The organism is Shewanella electrodiphila (assembly GCF_023283985.1).
GTDB classification, from domain to species: Bacteria; Pseudomonadota; Gammaproteobacteria; order Enterobacterales; family Shewanellaceae; genus Shewanella; species Shewanella electrodiphila.
Genome location: NZ_JAKIKU010000006.1, coordinates 239,373 through 257,150 on the forward strand (window position 1 = coordinate 239,373; position 17,778 = coordinate 257,150).

16 protein-coding genes are annotated in these 17,778 nt (G+C 40.3%); 9 read left to right on the top strand and 7 right to left on the bottom strand.

All coding sequences use genetic code 11. The features are described 5' to 3' along the window. Positions 1-336: 336 nt before the first annotated feature. The 4 genes from phoU to L2737_RS13010 form a co-directional block, all read right to left on the bottom strand. Entirely contained in the window at positions 337-1,047 is a 711-nt protein-coding gene (gene phoU, locus L2737_RS12995) for a phosphate signaling complex protein PhoU (RefSeq protein WP_102527083.1), read from the bottom strand. A gap of 63 nt (positions 1,048-1,110) precedes the next feature. Next, positions 1,111-1,929 carry a phosphate ABC transporter ATP-binding protein PstB gene (gene pstB / locus L2737_RS13000; protein ID WP_102527084.1) on the bottom strand — a complete coding sequence of 273 codons (819 nt, stop codon included), beginning with the start codon at positions 1,927-1,929 and terminating at the stop codon, positions 1,111-1,113. A gap of 28 nt (positions 1,930-1,957) precedes the next feature. Further along, the gene (gene pstA, locus L2737_RS13005) at positions 1,958-3,616 is read right to left on the bottom strand and encodes a phosphate ABC transporter permease PstA (protein WP_102527085.1); all 1,659 of its coding nucleotides are present in this window, start codon (positions 3,614-3,616) and stop codon (positions 1,958-1,960) included. Positions 3,617-3,674: 58 nt separating this feature from the next. Further along, positions 3,675-5,930, bottom strand: a complete 2,256-nt coding sequence (locus tag L2737_RS13010) for an ABC transporter permease subunit (protein ID WP_102527086.1) — start codon at positions 5,928-5,930, stop codon at positions 3,675-3,677. 258 nt (positions 5,931-6,188) lie between these two features. On the opposite strand from L2737_RS13010, the gene L2737_RS13015 reads away from it, so the two are divergent. Beyond that, complete coding sequence (locus tag L2737_RS13015) at positions 6,189-6,695, top strand: glycine cleavage system transcriptional repressor (RefSeq protein WP_229369949.1); 507 nt, start codon at positions 6,189-6,191, stop codon at positions 6,693-6,695. Positions 6,696-6,987: 292 nt separating this feature from the next. Next, on the top strand, positions 6,988-7,806 hold the full coding sequence (locus L2737_RS13020; protein WP_248956029.1) for a DUF2797 domain-containing protein: 819 nt from the start codon (positions 6,988-6,990) through the stop codon (positions 7,804-7,806). A 91-nt stretch (positions 7,807-7,897) separates the two neighbouring features. On the opposite strand, the gene L2737_RS13025 is transcribed toward L2737_RS13020, so the two are convergent. Then, entirely contained in the window at positions 7,898-8,476 is a 579-nt protein-coding gene (locus tag L2737_RS13025; protein ID WP_248955981.1) for a DUF4136 domain-containing protein, read from the bottom strand. Between the two features lie 319 nt (positions 8,477-8,795). On the opposite strand from L2737_RS13025, the gene L2737_RS13030 reads away from it, so the two are divergent. From L2737_RS13030 to L2737_RS13040, 3 genes are all read left to right on the top strand, one after another. After that, complete coding sequence (locus L2737_RS13030; protein ID WP_229369954.1) at positions 8,796-9,392, top strand: LysE family translocator; 597 nt, start codon at positions 8,796-8,798, stop codon at positions 9,390-9,392. 51 nt (positions 9,393-9,443) lie between these two features. Continuing rightward, positions 9,444-9,995, top strand: coding sequence for a DUF1415 domain-containing protein (locus L2737_RS13035; protein ID WP_102527091.1), 552 nt, complete (start codon positions 9,444-9,446; stop codon positions 9,993-9,995). 118 nt (positions 9,996-10,113) lie between these two features. Continuing rightward, positions 10,114-11,319, top strand: coding sequence for a multidrug effflux MFS transporter (locus tag L2737_RS13040; protein WP_248955982.1), 1,206 nt, complete (start codon positions 10,114-10,116; stop codon positions 11,317-11,319). Positions 11,320-11,449: 130 nt separating this feature from the next. On the opposite strand, the gene L2737_RS13045 is transcribed toward L2737_RS13040, so the two are convergent. Beyond that, positions 11,450-11,881, bottom strand: coding sequence for a MarR family winged helix-turn-helix transcriptional regulator (locus L2737_RS13045; protein ID WP_102527092.1), 432 nt, complete (start codon positions 11,879-11,881; stop codon positions 11,450-11,452). Between the two features lie 98 nt (positions 11,882-11,979). On the opposite strand from L2737_RS13045, the gene L2737_RS13050 reads away from it, so the two are divergent. The 3 genes from L2737_RS13050 to L2737_RS13060 are packed head-to-tail and all read left to right on the top strand — an operon-like array spanning position 11,980 to position 13,731. Then, a complete protein-coding gene (locus tag L2737_RS13050; RefSeq protein ID WP_248955983.1) occupies positions 11,980-12,471 on the top strand; it encodes a DUF2798 domain-containing protein in 492 nt (163 codons plus the stop codon). Positions 12,472-12,513: 42 nt separating this feature from the next. Continuing rightward, the gene (locus L2737_RS13055; RefSeq protein WP_102527094.1) at positions 12,514-12,825 is read left to right on the top strand and encodes a DUF3861 domain-containing protein; all 312 of its coding nucleotides are present in this window, start codon (positions 12,514-12,516) and stop codon (positions 12,823-12,825) included. A gap of 51 nt (positions 12,826-12,876) precedes the next feature. Further along, complete coding sequence (locus L2737_RS13060) at positions 12,877-13,731, top strand: SDR family oxidoreductase (protein WP_248955984.1); 855 nt, start codon at positions 12,877-12,879, stop codon at positions 13,729-13,731. 112 nt (positions 13,732-13,843) lie between these two features. Here the strand turns inward: L2737_RS13060 and focA are convergent, their stop codons facing one another. Beyond that, a complete protein-coding gene (gene focA, locus L2737_RS13065) occupies positions 13,844-14,791 on the bottom strand; it encodes a formate transporter FocA (protein WP_248955985.1) in 948 nt (315 codons plus the stop codon). A 637-nt stretch (positions 14,792-15,428) separates the two neighbouring features. On the opposite strand from focA, the gene pflB reads away from it, so the two are divergent. Then, positions 15,429-17,711: a formate C-acetyltransferase gene (gene pflB, locus L2737_RS13070; RefSeq protein ID WP_102527097.1), complete on the top strand. Its 2,283-nt coding sequence runs from the start codon at positions 15,429-15,431 to the stop codon at positions 17,709-17,711. Positions 17,712-17,778 lie beyond the last annotated feature (67 nt).

A 17,778-nucleotide genomic window follows, 5' to 3' on the forward strand; every position in this document is an offset into this window, starting at 1 on the left:
AGTTCAAAAAATATTGTGGTGTTAGTGACTTACAAAAAACAGTGCGACAAAGTGACTCAATTTTAATATTCAGACAAGGTCATTTTGTCCAACTCTAACTGTATTTTATTTTGCTTTGGGTATGTACTTATTGCTTAAAATTTCTTATTTAAGGCTTTCTGCTTGAGGTTTACTGCAGGTGTTTAGGGCGGCTGTTTAGGGTTATTGCTTAGGGCTTGTGTTTAGGACTGTTGCTTAGTGCTTTTGTTTAGGTTTAGGTTTAGGTTTAGGTTTAGGTTTAGCCAACAAAAAAGCCCCTAATTTTCATTAAGGGCTTTGAGATGCAAACCAATCAGTTTACATGTTTAAATCTTTTTCCATGTCTTCATAAGAAGTATGGCGAACATCTTTACCTTTCACGAAGAAGATAATGTACTCACAGATATTCTTACAGCGGTCACCGACACGTTCAACCGCACGAGCAGCCCAAAGTACGTCTAATACCGCTGGAATAGAGCGAGGATCTTCCATCATGTAAGTCATTAGCTGACGGATAATACCTTCATATTCTTTGTCTAGCTTAGCATCTTCTTTATGCAGCTCAAGTGCATTGTCAGCATCCATACGCGCTAGCGCATCAAGTGTTGCATGGAGTGTGCGCGTTGCATGACGCCCCATGTTTTCAATGCTCACAAGTAATGGCTGTTGATTATTTAAACGCTTATCTAAAGCAGCCTTTGCAATACGTACACAAGCATCGCCAATACGTTCTAGATCAGTAATGGTTTTGCCAATCGTAATAATTAAACGTAAATCACTGGCAGCAGGTTGGCGCTTAGCAATAATACGGGTACATTCTTCATCAATAGACACTTCCATGCCATTGACTCTGTGATCGCCGTCAATTACCTTTTGCGCAAGCTCTGCGTCAAGTGATGCAAGTGCATCAAGTGACTCTTCAAGCTGACGCTCAACTAAACCGCCCATAGCTAAAACACGGTTACGGATATCTTCTAATTCAGCATTAAACTGACCAGAAATATGCTTATTTAAACTTTTGTTTTCCATTACTGTATCAACCTTTATTCTTTAAAATATTGACCGAAGTCTCGGCTATTAATGCCTGTACTATTAGCCGTAACGACCCGTAATGTAATCTTCTGTCTTACGTTTTTTTGGCGTCGTAAAGATAGTATTGGTATCAGCGTACTCAATTAACTCGCCCATGTACATGAAGGCAGTTTGATCAGATACACGCGCAGCTTGTTGCATGTTGTGCGTAACGATAACCACTGTGTATTTTGATTTTAGCTCAGTAATTAGCTCTTCAATCGTTAATGTTGAAATTGGATCCAATGCTGATGTTGGTTCATCAAGTAACAAAACTTCTGGTTCAATAGCAATTGCACGGGCAATCACTAGACGTTGTTGCTGACCACCAGATAAACCAAAGGCGTTATCATGTAAACGGTCTTTCACTTCATCCCAAATTGCCGCGCCGCGCAGTGAACGTTCAGCTGCTTCGTCAAGTTCACGACGATTACTTACACCTTGTAAACGTAGCCCGTAAACCACATTTTCATAAATTGACTTAGGAAACGGGTTAGGACGCTGGAACACCATACCAACATTACGACGAAGCGCAGCAACGTCGACTTGCTTGTCATAAATATTTTGACCGTGAAGTAAAATCTCACCACTTGTATGACAGGTTTCAACTAAGTCATTCATACGGTTAATACAACGTAATAATGTTGACTTACCACAACCACTTGGGCCAATAAATGCTGTCACTTGGTTTTTCGGGATTTTCATGCTCACATCGAATAGAGCTTGTTTATCACCATAACGTAAATCTAAGTTACGAATTTCTAACGCAGTATCCTGTGCAGGTAGGTTAGCTAAATCGACAACTTCAGATTTAATAGCGCTTTGATCAATAGAAATCATTTTTCTTTTTTCCTCAGGATATCGCTAATTAATGTTCTAGCGAACGGAATTTTTCACGTAAGTGATTACGTACACTAATAGCTGTTAAGTTAAGTGTCACAATCACAGATACTAATAAGAATGAAGTAGCGTAAACCAGTGGTCTAGCCGCTTCTACGTTAGGACTTTGGAAGCCAACGTCGTAAATATGGAAACCTAAATGCATAAACTTACGTTCTAAATGGATAAACGGGAAGTTCATATCTATCGGTAACGTCGGTGCAAGTTTTACCACACCCACTAACATCAATGGCGCGACTTCACCCGCTGCGCGAGCTACAGCCAAAATAAGGCCTGTCATAATCGCAGGACTTGCCATTGGAATAATAATGCGCCATAAGGTTTCAAACTTTGTCGCACCTAACGCTAAACTGCCTTGACGAACTGCACTTGGGATACGGCTTAAGCCTTCCTCAGTAGATACAATCACAACTGGCAATGTCAAAATAGCTAAGGTCAGTGCAGACCAAATCACACCTGGCGAACCAAATGTCGGTGCAGGTAATGCTTCAGGATAAAATAGCTGATCTAACGAGCCACCAAGCATATAAACAAAGAAGCCTAAACCAAACACACCGTATACGATAGATGGCACACCCGCTAAGTTAATCACCGCAATACGGATCATCTTAGTAATTGGGCCCTTTTTAGCATATTCATGTAAGTAAATCGCGGCAATCACACCAAATGGCGTCACAATCACAGCCATCAGCATCACCATGAACACGGTACCAAAGATAGCTGGGAATACCCCACCTTCAGTATTCGCTTCACGTGGGTCGTGGCTAACAAAGCGACCTATTCCCACAAACCAATGAACCACTTTATCAAAGCTGTTCATTCGGTTGACATAACTCACATCTAAGACTGAATCTAACTTCAAGGTAACTTCTTCACCGCGCATATCACGGATAATGACAGAATCTCTTGCTGCTTCATCACGCAATGCAAACAAGTCTTTTTCCATCACTAAGTAGTCTTGGTTTAACTGCTCAGCTTGTGCGTCTAAATCTGCTTTTAATTCAGGGGTTAACTTGCCGTCTAACTCTAATCCACGCTCTTTTAAGCGAAGACGCTCTAGCGCATAGTTAACTGAACCAATTTCAGACTTTTGTAGTTTAAGCGCTTGCTCACCGATATCAACAGAACGTTCAATATGTTCTTCTAATGACGTTTCGATTTGCTCGCCATCAAGCGATAAACGTTGGCCATCTTCGATAACAGCAACAGGGTAACCATAAAAATTACCATTTTTAGTTCGCTCAAACATCGCTATATCTTCAGGCTTTTCACGACTAACAATGTCAGTTGCTAAAATCCAGCGGAAATCTAAGCCTACAAACTCACGGTTACCTGTTTTCACAAGGTAGCGAGTGACAAACTCACCCGGATGTTCATTAAACTTATGACCCGCTGAGATTAAGCGTTCAGTGGGTACTTCTTCACGGTCGTAGATCTCGCCTATTAGCGTTGATTTAACTCCATTGTTATCTTCAAGTTGCCATTGATAAATGTCAGCAGGCCAGAAGTAACTTAAGCCACGCCAAGCAATCAACAACAACAAACCCAGTACTGCAATCAAACTGATACTTACTGCACCACCAGTCATCCATATCCATGGAGATCCTGATTTAACCCACTTACCCATTGCTCGAACCTCTCAAAGCGATTGGCGAAATATTAACTATTGTTTTCATCTTCATTCCTTAAAGTGAGCTGTAACGTTCACGTAGACGTTGACGTACCACTTCTGCAATGGTGTTAAAGACAAAGGTAAATACAAACAAAACGAATGCAGCAAGGAACAATACGCGGTAATGCGAACTACCAATGGCTGATTCAGGCATTTCGACAGCAATGTTCGCGGCTAAGGTACGCATACCCTCAAACACACTCCACTCAAGGATTGCAGTATTACCCGTTGCCATTAATACAATCATGGTTTCACCTACTGCTCGCCCTAACCCCATCATCACTGCAGAGAAAATACCTGGGCTTGCTGTTAATAAAACCACCCGTGTTAATGTCTGCCAGTTCGTTGCACCTAGTGCTAATGAACCATTTGATAGATGACGTGGCACTGAGAAAATCGCATCTTCAGCAATCGAGAAAATCGTTGGAATCACCGCAAAGCCCATCGCAATACCGACAACAAACGCGTTACGTTGGTCGAAAGTAATCCCTAGCTCATTAGTAATAAATTGACGGGTGTTACCATCAAAGAAGGCGATTTCAATCACTGGGCTGATTTCAAATGAGAACCAACCTACAAACAAAATCACTGGGATCAACATGATCTCTTGATATGTTTCAGGTAAACGCTGCTTCCATTTAGCTGGTAACTTGCTCCAAGTAAATGCGCTGACCAAGATACTGGTTGGCAGTAATGTCAGTAACACTAATATGCCAGGTAAATGGTCTTCGATTAATGGGGCTAACCATAAACCCGCTAAGAAACCTAAAATTACTGTTGGCAATGCTTCCATAATTTCAATGGTAGGCTTAACAACACTACGCACTTTCGGTGCCATAAAGTAAGCCGTGTAAATCGCACCTGCGATAGCAATTGGCACAGCAAATAACATGGCATAAAAAGCCGCTTTCATGGTGCCGAATGCTAAAGGCATTAAGCTTAGTTTTGCTTCAAAATCATCAGAACCAGATGTTGACTGCCAAACGTACTGTGGCTCAGGGTAACCTTCATACCAAACTTTCTGCCACAATGCGCTCCATGACACTTCAGGATGGTCATTGTCGACAGCAAAAATATTCAGGCTGTTATTCGCTTCAACGATTAATGCATTTGAGCGAGGGCTGAAGGCCATTTCACCGGGTTGCGCAATATTGAATGTTTCAGTAAATAAGTTACGTTGACTGGTGGTATACAGTAGCGATAGTTCGCCCTCTGCACTGACAACAGCAAAACTCTTACGATAAAATTCTGTGGCAATGGTTTGCACAGGCGAGTCAATTTCGAAGTCACGAATTTTCTGGTACAAACGACCGTTGCGGCTACTTACCTGAAAATACTGGCTAATTGTGCCATCTTCATAATTAACTAATACCGAGCTCGCACCCGCTAATAAACTGACGTTAGATACCTTATTGCTGCCATCTTTTACATCAATCACTTGCAGCAAACTTGGCGTATCAGTATCGCGGATGCTGTAGATAAATATTTTACCTGACGTCGGTAAGATCAATTGGCGATGGTCTGGCGTCATTAATGCAGTGAAAGCCTCTTTTGGTGCATCTTCAATCACCGCTAAATCTGAATACCATTCAATTTCTTCGGTCATCATGTTTTCTTCGCCCTCAAGGCGATTCAATTTCCATGCACCGTCATTATCTTGATACGCAAAGCCAATACGACTATCGATATAATCAAACACCAAATTGTTCAATGGTTGACCTTCGTCGACCATTATCGGTGTTTCACCAAGTGGATAACGTAAACGAGGCGTAATTGTGCGGACGTTGTCTGGATAAGTCACACCAAAATCAACACCTACAACCAATGCTTCCCCTGAGCTTAACCCCAGTGCAAAACGTTGTTCATTCGGTTTTGCTTTAGTACTACTTACCACGGTTGCACCCGCCGGTAGAGGAGGATTAAAACTTTGGATTAGTTGTTTACTTGCAACTGAATAAAAATCAACTTGTCCATCAATTGTCACGCGATAAGCGATTTCATTCTGCTCATCACTACCGACCATTAATGTTGCTACATCCGTATTTTGATAGCTAATGGTTGAAACAGGCTCAACATCTGCACCATCAAAAATAGGTTTGATAACATACAATAAGTAAAAGAAAATCAACAACAAAGCGACAAAAACCATGGTACCACCCACAGTTACTCCGACTTCAGCTGCCTTATCCGTAAATGCTCTTCGATTCGTACGTCTGCTGACAAGCAAACTTTTCGTCTCAGAACCAGGCTGACTTACCTGACTTTCCATTCAGAACCTCTATAATTAATCGTCAGCGAAATTTCGCTATGATTGTTTAATCCGCTGTGTTACTAAATAAATAGCTGTTTTATTTACCTAAACTGACTGTTTTTCATTCCCAAGCGAATCGCTGGTTTAAAAAGTTGCAGTTTAGCGAGCTTATATGACATTTTTTGGATGCCAATTTTAATTGGCTGAATTATATGACGTAAATATGACAGTAGTGTTACAGCAGATTTATTTGTTAATAATTTGGGAGTTTCAATTATGTTGCGTTATCTCGTCACCTTGCAAGCCCCTGATAGAAAAGGACTAGTTGAGCAAATAGCAAATGTTATAAGTCGTCACAATGGTAATTGGCTTGATTCAGAAATGCGTCATATAGATGGTATCTTTGCCGCTATATTACAGTTAGAAGTTTCTGCATTAAAATGGGACGCCTTGCTAGAAGCATTAGAGTGTATTGACGGACTTAATTGCACTTATTGTAAAACAGGCCATATAGCACAGCCAATCAAACGCTTAAGCTTTAATCTGGTTGCTTATGATCGCGAAGGATTAGTGCTTGAAATATCTAATAAAATAAACGCTCTTGGTATTAACATTGAGCAATTTAGTAGCCAACAGGAAACAGCAAGCCACAGCGGTATTGCCCTCTTCAGAGCAACGATGGGCCTAGGCTTATCTGATCCTAGCCAAGAAGAACAGTTAACAGAATCACTTTATGAACTGGGTGATGATGTTGTATTAGATAAACTGAGTAAAAGCGCATAAAGCTTGCATTATCTGATACGCAAACACGACTAATATCCTGCTAAGCCATTCATCTTCAAGCTATATCACCAGCGTATTGGCCAATGCATTCGCTGGTGTTATAAGCATGATTCCAACCGCTTTACCCTCTACTCACTTCTATACAACCTCGTCTATAGACAAACTTAAAGTTTCATATAAGTGTCATAAACATCAACTGCACTTAACGGCTTATTCAATCTAAAAAACCGTTTAAATATCCCTACAAGCATCTGTTAGACTAAGCTCAAATGATAAAAACAATGAGTAAATGATGTTAGGAACGCTATCAAAAATGCGCACTCAGCTTGATGAGCAGAATGAAGTGCAATACAAACTGCCTGTGGGCGATGAAACCATTGACCTTAACCCTTTGATTGGTCAATCACTGACACTAACTCACACGGGCAATATCTTTTGTTGTAGTTGCGGTAAAAAAACCAAAAAAAGTTATTCACAAGGCCATTGCTACGTTTGCATGTCTAAGCTTGCCAGCTGTGATTTATGCATCATGAAGCCTGAAACTTGCCACTTTGATAAGGGGACTTGCCGCGAACCTGAATGGGCTCAAACTCACTGTTTTGTTCCTCATTATGTTTACCTATCAAATACCTCAGGGATCAAGGTTGGTATCACCCGCTACACTCAAATTCCAACGCGTTGGATAGATCAAGGCGCAACCCAGGGCTTACCTATCATTAAAGTTTCCACTCGCCAACTCTCTGGTTTAGTGGAAGTTGAGTTAGCTAAACTGATCAACGATAAAACGAATTGGCAAGCCATGCTCAAAGGCAATAATGAGGATGTGGATCTCATCGAGATGGCGAATCAATTAATCCCAGTTATTGAAGAGCGCTTATTAGAAATTAAGCAGCAGAACCCAGATTTTGTCATTGAACGTTTGGATAACTCAATTCAAGGAATTAAATTCCCAATCACTGAGTTCCCTAAAAAAGTGAAATCACATAACTTTGATAAAACGCCTGAAGTCACTGGTATTTTGCAAGGAATTAAAGGCCAATACCTGATCTTTGATACTGGTGTCATTAACATTCGTAAGTTTGGTTCTTATGAAGTGGATGTTTCTGTCTAGCACAAGTCAGTATATGACTAAAAAGGCCGTTGATAACAATCAACGGCCTTTTTATTTTGTAGCATGAAACCAGATGATTTACCCGATAACATTACATAACATGATTCGGGATTGAATTAAGCATCATCGAAGTGAGTTTATCAAAACGTTGCTCTCTATCTTCAACCGGTCTATCGGTATCAGTAAAGCCTTGCGCTAGGACCTTCCACACTGGTTGAATACTATTGGGATTGAATAACGCCACCAGCACAGAGCCTTTTTCATAATCGTCATCAACGCCTTTGGTAGATAAGCCTGCCACTAATCCCGCGCGTTTCATAATTTCTTTATCACTGATTTCAGACTCTAATGCCATACCAAAGCCCAATATAAGACTTGGAGACTGATCAGCCGACACATAATGATAACCCTTAGCATTCATTATTTTAGTAATCGATTGACGCATATGTCTGACTAACTCAGCATCATCTATCTTATTTGCACTATGGACAGTAAACATCGTTGGATGCCAACTAAAGGTTTTAGCATGTTCTGAAATCATGCCTAAATCACCTGAAGTCACCATAGTAATGCGACTTGGGACAGGATCGATTATTGTTTCATTACTTGCACAACCGCTTATTAATACGGCAACTAAGCTTATCCATAAACACCATTGTTTATTTATCATTTATCCGTTAATCCTATAATCAGAAACTGGCAAGTACCGCACAGGCAAGCACAATCGGTATAAAGCGCGAACTCTCGCATCAAAATTAATTTAACATATGAACCCTAACCTAACCTGACTCAAATTTAATAACAACAAATCCGAATATTTAAAGTATATTTTAAACACTTGAGAACAAATATTAAAAACACTTCCAACCACTTCGCCACATTTGTAACTCAGCAAAATCGATATAAATGCACTTTTTGCTTGTTCACTATGGGATAACGGCTAAAATGCAGGCCTGATAAAAAATTTCCGATTAAGAAAAACTCAATTTATGGAACTCGTCATTACCATTGCATTATTTGCCTTTTCTGCAGGTATTACTCCTGGTCCAAACAACATAATGTTGATGACTTCAGGGGTCAATTTTGGTGTAAAAAGCAGTATTCCACACTTATTGGGCATCATTGTTGGTTTCCCGAGTATGGTGCTTGCTATAGGACTTGGTCTTAGTGCTGTGTTTCAAGCTTACCCTGTCGCTCACCAAGTCATTAAAGTAGCCGGTATTATCTATTTACTGTATCTGTCTTGGTTAATTGCCAATAGCTCAAGTAATTTAGAAGGCAAGAAAACAGTCAAACCGTTTAACTTTTTTCAAGCTGCCGCGTTTCAATGGGTCAACCCAAAAGGTTGGATTATGGCCGTGGGCGCTATCGCGACATTTACTAACATTCAGCAGCCGTTGGCACCACAAATTATCACCATTGCAGTGGTGTTTTTCTTTGTCGCACTCCCTTGCGCGTCCATTTGGTTAAGTTTTGGGATTGGACTGAAAAAATTACTTAAAAATGCTCGTCAGCAACGCATCTTTAATATCAGCATGGCATTATTATTAGTGCTATCCATCATACCTATGGTGCTACCTAATTAACGCGTCGCCAAATAGTCATCAATATATCAAGAGCAACCAGCAGGAAGTCAGATGTCAGAATTAACCGAATACCACATTGAAACGGCTAACTGGGTCAGTAAAGTGATCATGAAATATAATATTTGCCCGTTTGCCCGCCGCGAAGTCGAGCGCAACAGTATTCGTTATTTTTGCAGTGAGCAGACCAAAGTCAAACAAGTGATGAAAGACTTTCTCAGCGAATGTCAGTTTTTAGACAACAATCCAGACGTTGAAACCACATTGTTTATCATGCCCCGTGGCTTTGAAGGGTTTTACAGTTATCTTGATATCGTTGACTTAGCTAATGACAAATTATTTGAACATGAGTATGAAGGGGTTTATCAACTGGCAAGCTTTCACCCTGACTACTGTTTTGAAGGCGAACCACAAGATAGTGCAGCTAATTACACTAATCGCTCACCTTATCCAACAATTCATATTATTCGCGAAGCCAGTATGGAAGCAGCACTAGCAGAATATGATGAACCCGAAACCATTCCTGAGCGCAATATTGCTTTTGCTGAGCGAAAAGGCAGTGATTTTTTTACTGCATTATTAAAACAATGTCAGGTCAATAAATAACAGACATAGGTAGCCGATATAGGTAGCTGATATAGTTGCAGATATAGATAACAAGGATAAACCTAAAGAGAATGAGTCAGGGTAAGTAATCGGTGAAGTTCAACTTAAGAGTATCAAATTGAAAAATCCACAATCGATACTGGGTCAAACCGGTATGCTATTTTTTCTCGTCATTATTAGCGCATTTCCGCCATTGACTATTGACTTGTATTTACCTGCTTTGCCCACCATGGTTGAGGCGTTAAACACTAATCAATCTATGGTCAACTTAACCCTGAGTAGTTACTTTGTCACCTATGCCACGGGTCTACTTTTTTGGGGACCACTAAGTGAAAAGTTCGGTAGAAAACCCATTTTACTCATCGGTATCTGTGGTTACATTCTTGCGAGTATTGGTTGTGCGCTTTCAGCTAATATTGAACAACTTATTGGTGTTAGAGTCTTACAGGCATTTGCAGCCAGTGCTGTCACTGTGGTTGCCACTGCCATTGTAAAAGACAGTTTTACTGGTCGAGAGCGCGAGAAAATCATGGCCACCATCATGTCTTTAGTGATCATCGCCCCCATGGTTGCGCCAGTGATTGGCGCTTTTTTGCTTCAAATAGCCTCATGGCGGATGATGTTCGTAGTGCTCGCCATATATGGCACATTTGCAGCAATATTAGCCCTGTGTTACCAGGAAACCTTAGAGAAAAAATATGTTGGCTCAGTGCTTCGCTCTTGGGGAAGACTGGCTGTGATAATTAAAAACCCGAGATTTGCTATTTTATTAGTGGTCTTTTCGATGACATCAATGGCATTAATGGGGTTTCTAGCAGCGGGTTCTTACATCTATATAAATGACTTTGGCCTCACTGAGCAGCAATTTAGCTATGCATTTGCCTTTAACGCTATGTGCGCCGCATTCGGGCCAATGATTTATATGCACTTGTCACGCTATATCACTGTAAAAAGAATCATTACCCTGTGCTTTATTTTACTTACTATCGCTGGTGTATTAACTCTCAGTATCGGTCATATGTCAGCATTAACTTTTGCGGTAATTGCGGCCCCTGCAACAGTGGCCATTATTACCATGAGAGTACCAGGTACTAACTTAATGCTAGAGCAACAAACTCAGGACACTGGCTCTGCAGTCGCCCTGATCCAATTCAGTAGCATGATGAGTGGTGCCTTGGGGATGGTTTTAGTCTCATTAAGCCAAGCATCTTTAATTAGCAACTTAGGCATAATCCAACTCAGTGTCGGTTTACTCGGTGCTACTTTATGGATAGTTATCAAGAACAAACCCTTCGTTACTGATAACTTAATAAATAAACATTAAACAAGTTTAGCCGATTTAGTGCTGATCACTTCATCGGTTAAATTCATCGATTAATTCTTGAGTTAACTCAAGAATTAGCTCAACGTTTATATCAAGATTTATATCAAAGTTTCATTGCTAATTGTTTGGCTTAAGGATTTGATGACAAATTTTCAGCCATTTTTGCAGCTATATTTTCGAACAACGCAAGCTCCTCTTCTGTAATTCCATTTGTCATTTGCTCATGTATTTTTTTATCTATTAGAGCAATATCCTCCATTATCAACTGGCTTTTTTCAGTTAAGCGTAAACATTGGCTGCGTTTATCTTCTGGATTAGGTTCTTTGACAATTAATTCTTGCGCTATTAATCCATTCAACAGTCGAGTGACTTGAGCTTTGTCACGATTTAAAAACTGCGCAATGTCTATTGCAGTACAGGGGATTTTTTTATTAATCACCTTAAGTACCCGCACATTCATCGGCGCCATATCTAGATTAAGTTTCTCAATATTATTATGTAATTGACGCTTTAAGCCATGTACCAATTGAAACAAGCTTTCTAAGGATTTTCGATCTTGCATAAATTAGCTCCGAATAAATTAGTTGACTTTATCAACTAAATCTTTATAGTTGACATTATCAACCATAATGATGGTTTTTTCAAGGTAGGAGTTACACAATGAACAATCAAACATCCATAACGTCGACCCTCGTCGCTGAAACTAAAACCCCGGTCTCTGTAAAAGTTCTGACAGTGTTAGGCATGATGACACTAATGGGTGGCACAATAACGGGGGTCATGACCTATATTAATCTCGGATATAGCAGCAGTTTTTTCAATCAGTGGTTAAGTGCTTTTTTACTCGCGACGGTAACTGTCATGCCTGCTGGTTTTATATTGATGACAGCATTGACAAAATTTGCTGAAAAGTTTCTACCTAAATTGAATAAGAAGTTTCAAAACATACTGATAGGTATCGCCATGGCGCTGATAATGGAATCAGGTTTAGCGCTATCGACGACCATCAATAACATCGGGATGACTGACCTTAATCAATTATTTTCAACTTGGTTTAATACAGTCACTGCCGCCCTACCATTTGCAGTAGCAATGATGCTGCTCGTGTCACTCACCATAAAACCTAAGGTCGAAGCTTTATTGAAAAGCTAAACAACCGTTACTTCATTGTCATATCAACATAAGGAATTCCCCATGAGTTCAATTATCCGCAAAAATCATCAATACCGTATTACCATTGAAGAAATCAACCTACCAGCACAACAAACTGGTCAGCAATTGGATTTTGAATTACAAGATAGAGAAGACTTGTTTAATGTCGTTAAAAACTTGCAAAAAGGAAGCGGCCTCGAAACATCGCTGGCGACCAAAGTTGCTGTTTCACTGCGTTTACTCGGACCTATAATGATGGAAAATAGAAAGCATCCATTATTTGTCGATTTTATGCCGCATTTTAAAGCTTTTATGCATAACCTTAAAAGCACAGTAAAAAGCGCCATCAAATAATCAAGCCAGACGTTACCGAAACACTCAACTTATATCTTTAGGAGCCAATCAATGAACATCGCTATTACTGCAGCAAGCGGACAATTAGGCAGCGCAATTGTTAACGCACTTTTAGATATCAATCCTAAAGAAAACATCATTGCTTTAGCGCGAACTCCTGAGAATGCTAAAGCCTTAGGTGTTGAAGTGCGTTCTGGAGATTACAATAACTCGGCGCAATTAGCCCAATCACTACAAACTGTAGACGTATTACTATTGGTATCAGGGATGGATGCACCAGATAAGCGAATACAGCAGCACCGTAATGTCATTCATGCTGCAAAAACAGCAGGCGTAAAAAAGATTGTGTACACCAGTGTTCAAGGTGCTGAAGAAAATACTGCTTTCTCACCTGTGATACAAAGTAACCGTCAGACAGAGCAAGACATTCGTGAAAGCGGTGTAGACTGGGTCATTGGCCGCAATGGGATCTATATTGAACCCGATATTGAATATATAGACAGCTACAAAAAATCAGGTGTGATTGCCAATTGCGCTAATAACGGAAAATGCGGTTACACCACTCGCAGCGAACTTGCCTACGCCTATGCCCGAATGCTTACCGAGAGTAAACACAATGGGCAAACATATAATCTCCATGGTGAATCAATGACTCAATACCAGCTGGCTGATTATATGAATCTAGCCTTTGGCACCTCATTGATTTACACCCCAATGACGGTTGAAGAATATCAGCAAGATAGAGTGGCAGAGTTGGGTGACTTTATTGGGACTGTTATTGCGGGGATTTATCAAGGTATTCTTGAAGGTAAAGCAGATAATCCAAGTCATTTTAATCTAGCTGCAGGCAGAGCGCACATCGGCTGGGATAAATACTTTACCGACTTGAAGCAAAGTTTGGCTTAATTCAGCGTGCTATACAGAGTACTGATTGAACCAATAAAAACGCCCTGCAATTGCAGGGCGTTATAATCAATGGAAGTTTTTTATTTACGAATGCTGAATAATTTCATAAAGCTTACTTCTTTCTTGCTTCTTGCTCACCCACTAAAGAAGCATTGCTAGCCCCTTCTGAGCCAATAACGAGTTTATCTTGCTGTACTAACCAAAAACCTAAGCCAACAAATACACCGCCACCGACAATATTGCCCAAAGTAACAGGAATGAGATTATTAAATACAAAGTTTACCAAGGTTAAATCGGCATACTGCTGTGGGTTAATATTTAACCCAAGATAAAAGCTCTCAGGTGCAAAAGCGTGAATCGCGACACCTAAGGGAACCATAAACATATTAGCAATACTATGCTCAAAACCACTACTGACAAACATAGCTACCGGTAGAATCATCAAAAAAGATTTAGTTAACAGATCTTTAGTGGCAAATGTCATCCACACAGCTAAACACACGAGCATGTTGCATAAAATCCCCAAAGTGAATGCTTGTAGCCAAGTATGATGAATTTTATGTTGGGCAATATTCAAAGCGTTTACCCCCCATTGTCCACCATTGAGCTCAAACATCCGCGACATCATAATCAACAACACCATAATCAATGCGCCAACTAAGTTCCCCGCGTATACACGTGCCCAGCACTGCAACTGCGTCGACGTTTTAATTTGTTTTTGTGCCCAAGGTATAGAGGTTAATACCGTACTGGTAAATAGCTCCGCACCGCATACCACAACAAGAATAAGACCTAAACTAAACGCAATACCGCCGATGAAACGCGTCATACCCCAACCACCGGTACTGCCCGTGGTCACAGTGACATAAAATACAAATGCAATGGCAATAAAGGCACCGGCAAATATCGACAAAATAAACGACTGCCAAGGACTTTTAGCCACCTTTGCTAAACCAAACTTTTCAGCTTGTTCATAAGTTGTTGGCGCTGGCGACTTATTTGTTAACTCGGTCGTTGAATTCGCCGAACTCTGGCGCTCTTCACCGGTTAATTTCTGCATATAAACCTCAAAACTTTTAACACTAAAATAGGATTAACAAAGTAAATCGCTTGTGCTATTTACCTAAACAAACTTGCGCTACAGACTTGAACTGAATCATTGCTTTATAACGTCATTTATAAATCATACAAATAAATTGGTAATACCAAGATTTCTCATATGAACTTAGCTAAGCACTTTCTTATATCTGCTAAGTTTTCGCTAATAAATGATCAGCTTATCTAAAAGATGCTATAAAACAGTATAGCAAAGCTATATAGCGATAAGAAGGCAACACAAAGCTAGCTAACAATAAGCTGCAAGAGTAGTGACTAATGAGTGATTAAAAAACTTTTTGCGCAAAAAGTGTTAGCCAGATAACATTTTTGTCCATATCTTATTCGATTTTGATTTAATTAAGTGAAGTTGCATAAAACCTATGCTAATATTCTTTAGGTAAATTGGTCTTACCAATTTACATTTGATGAATTATTCGCTTCTACAGTAACGATTTTATTGTAAAAGCTAACAGATTAGATGCCCTATCAATTATCCATTTATAGGGGTCTCAATTTTTTGATATGCCAATTGGTTGTAACAGTTATCCACTACCATCATATGGCACATCAGCAGTCAATTAACGAGAAGGTAAATTACCATGACCGATAAAACAGAATTATTTGCAAACGCTTGGCAAGGTTTTGAAGCTGGCGATTGGAAAACTGAAGTTAATGTTCGTGACTTTATTCAGAAAAACTACACACCTTATGAAGGTGATGAGTCTTTCCTAGCAGGTGCTACTCAAGCTACTGAAACACTTTGGGAAAAAGTGATGGTCGGTATCAAGCAAGAGAACAGCACTCACGCTCCTGTTGATTTCGACACTAAAATGGTTTCAACCATTACTTCTCATGATGCTGGTTACATCAACAAAGATTTAGAGACTATCGTTGGTTTACAAACTGACGCGCCGCTTAAACGTGCAATGCTACCTAATGGTGGTATTCGTATGGTTGAAGGGTCTTGTAAAGCATACGACCGCGTATTAGACGAAGATGTTAAGTACACTTACTCTGAATTACGTAAAACCCATAACCAAGGTGTATTCGATGTCTATACGCCTGAAATTATGGCATGTCGTAAATCAGGTATCTTAACGGGTTTACCTGATGCATACGGCCGTGGTCGTATCATTGGTGATTACCGTCGTATCGCGCTTTACGGTATCGATTACCTAATGCAAGATAAATTCGCTCAGTTCTCTTCTCTGCAAGCAGGTTTTGAAGCTGGCGAAGATTTATCAAGCACTATGCAACTTCGTGAAGAAATTGCTGAGCAACATCGTTCATTAGGTCAAATGAAGAAAATGGCAGCAAAATATGGCTGTGATATTTCTTTACCGGCAACGAATGCTAAAGAAGCAATTCAGTGGACTTACTTCGGTTACCTTGCTGCAGTTAAAAGCCAAAATGGCGCGGCAATGTCATTAGGCCGTACTTCATCATTCCTTGATATCTTCATCGAACGTGACATCGCTAACGGCGTTATCACGGAAGAACAAGCGCAAGAAATGGTTGACCATTTTGTGATGAAATTACGTATGGTTCGTTTCCTACGTACTCCTGAATACGATGAGTTATTCTCTGGCGACCCAATCTGGGCAACTGAATCAGTTGCAGGTATGGGTTTAGATGGCCGTACTTTAGTGACTAAGAACAGCTTCCGTTTCTTACACACTTTATACAACATGGGCCCAAGCCCTGAGCCAAACATTACTGTTTTATGGTCGAATGCTTTACCACAGGGCTTTAAAAACTTCTGTGCCAAAGTGTCTATCGATACAAGCTCAATCCAGTACGAAAACGATGACTTAATGCGTCCAGATTTCGAATCTGACGATTACGCAATCGCTTGTTGTGTCAGCCCTATGATTGTAGGTAAACACATGCAGTTCTTCGGTGCTCGCGCTAACTTAGCGAAGACCATGCTTTACGCTATCAATGGTGGCGTAGATGAAAAAATGAAGACACAAATTGCCCCCGTTGCTGACAAAATCACTTCAGAAGTATTGGAGTTTGATGATGTGATGGGTCGTTTAGACGGCTTAATGGATTGGTTAGCGACACAATATGTGACAGCACTTAACTCTATCCATTATATGCATGACAAATATTCTTATGAAGCAGCGTTAATGGCACTTCATGATCGTGATGTTCGTCGTACTATGGCATGTGGTATCGCTGGTCTGTCAATTGCTGCCGATTCATTATCTGCAATCAAATACGGCACAGTTAAGCCAATCCGTGACGAAGACGGTATTGCAATCGACTTTGATATTTCAGGTGACTACCCGAAATTTGGTAACAATGACCCACGCGTAGATGACATTGCTTGTGACTTAGTTGAGCGTTTCATGGCTAAGATCCGTAACAAGAAAATGTACCGCAATGCGATTCCAACACAGTCAATCTTAACCATCACTTCTAACGTTGTTTATGGTAAGAAAACAGGTACAACACCTGATGGTCGTCCAGCTGGTGCACCATTTGCTCCAGGTGCAAACCCAATGCATGGCCGTGACGAAAACGGTGCTATCGCTTCACTGACTTCAGTAGCGAAACTACCATTTGCTCACGCTCAAGATGGTATTTCATACACTTTCTCTATCGTGCCAAATGCGTTAGGTAAAGATGAGACTGGACGTCGTTCTAACCTTGCATCGCTAATGGATGGTTACTTCATGAGTAACGCTAACAGCGAAGGTGGTCAGCACTTGAACGTTAACGTTATGAACCGTGAAATGCTGGAAGATGCGATTGTGAACCCTGAAAAGTACCCACAATTAACCATTCGAGTCTCAGGTTACGCTGTACGTTTCAACGCGCTAACACCTGAACAGCAACAAGATGTAATTACTCGTACTTTCACTAAAGGCTTGTAATACTTCTTAAAATTGGTTGTACTAATATACCGTTATGTTCATCCATAACATTTAGTACAACCATTTT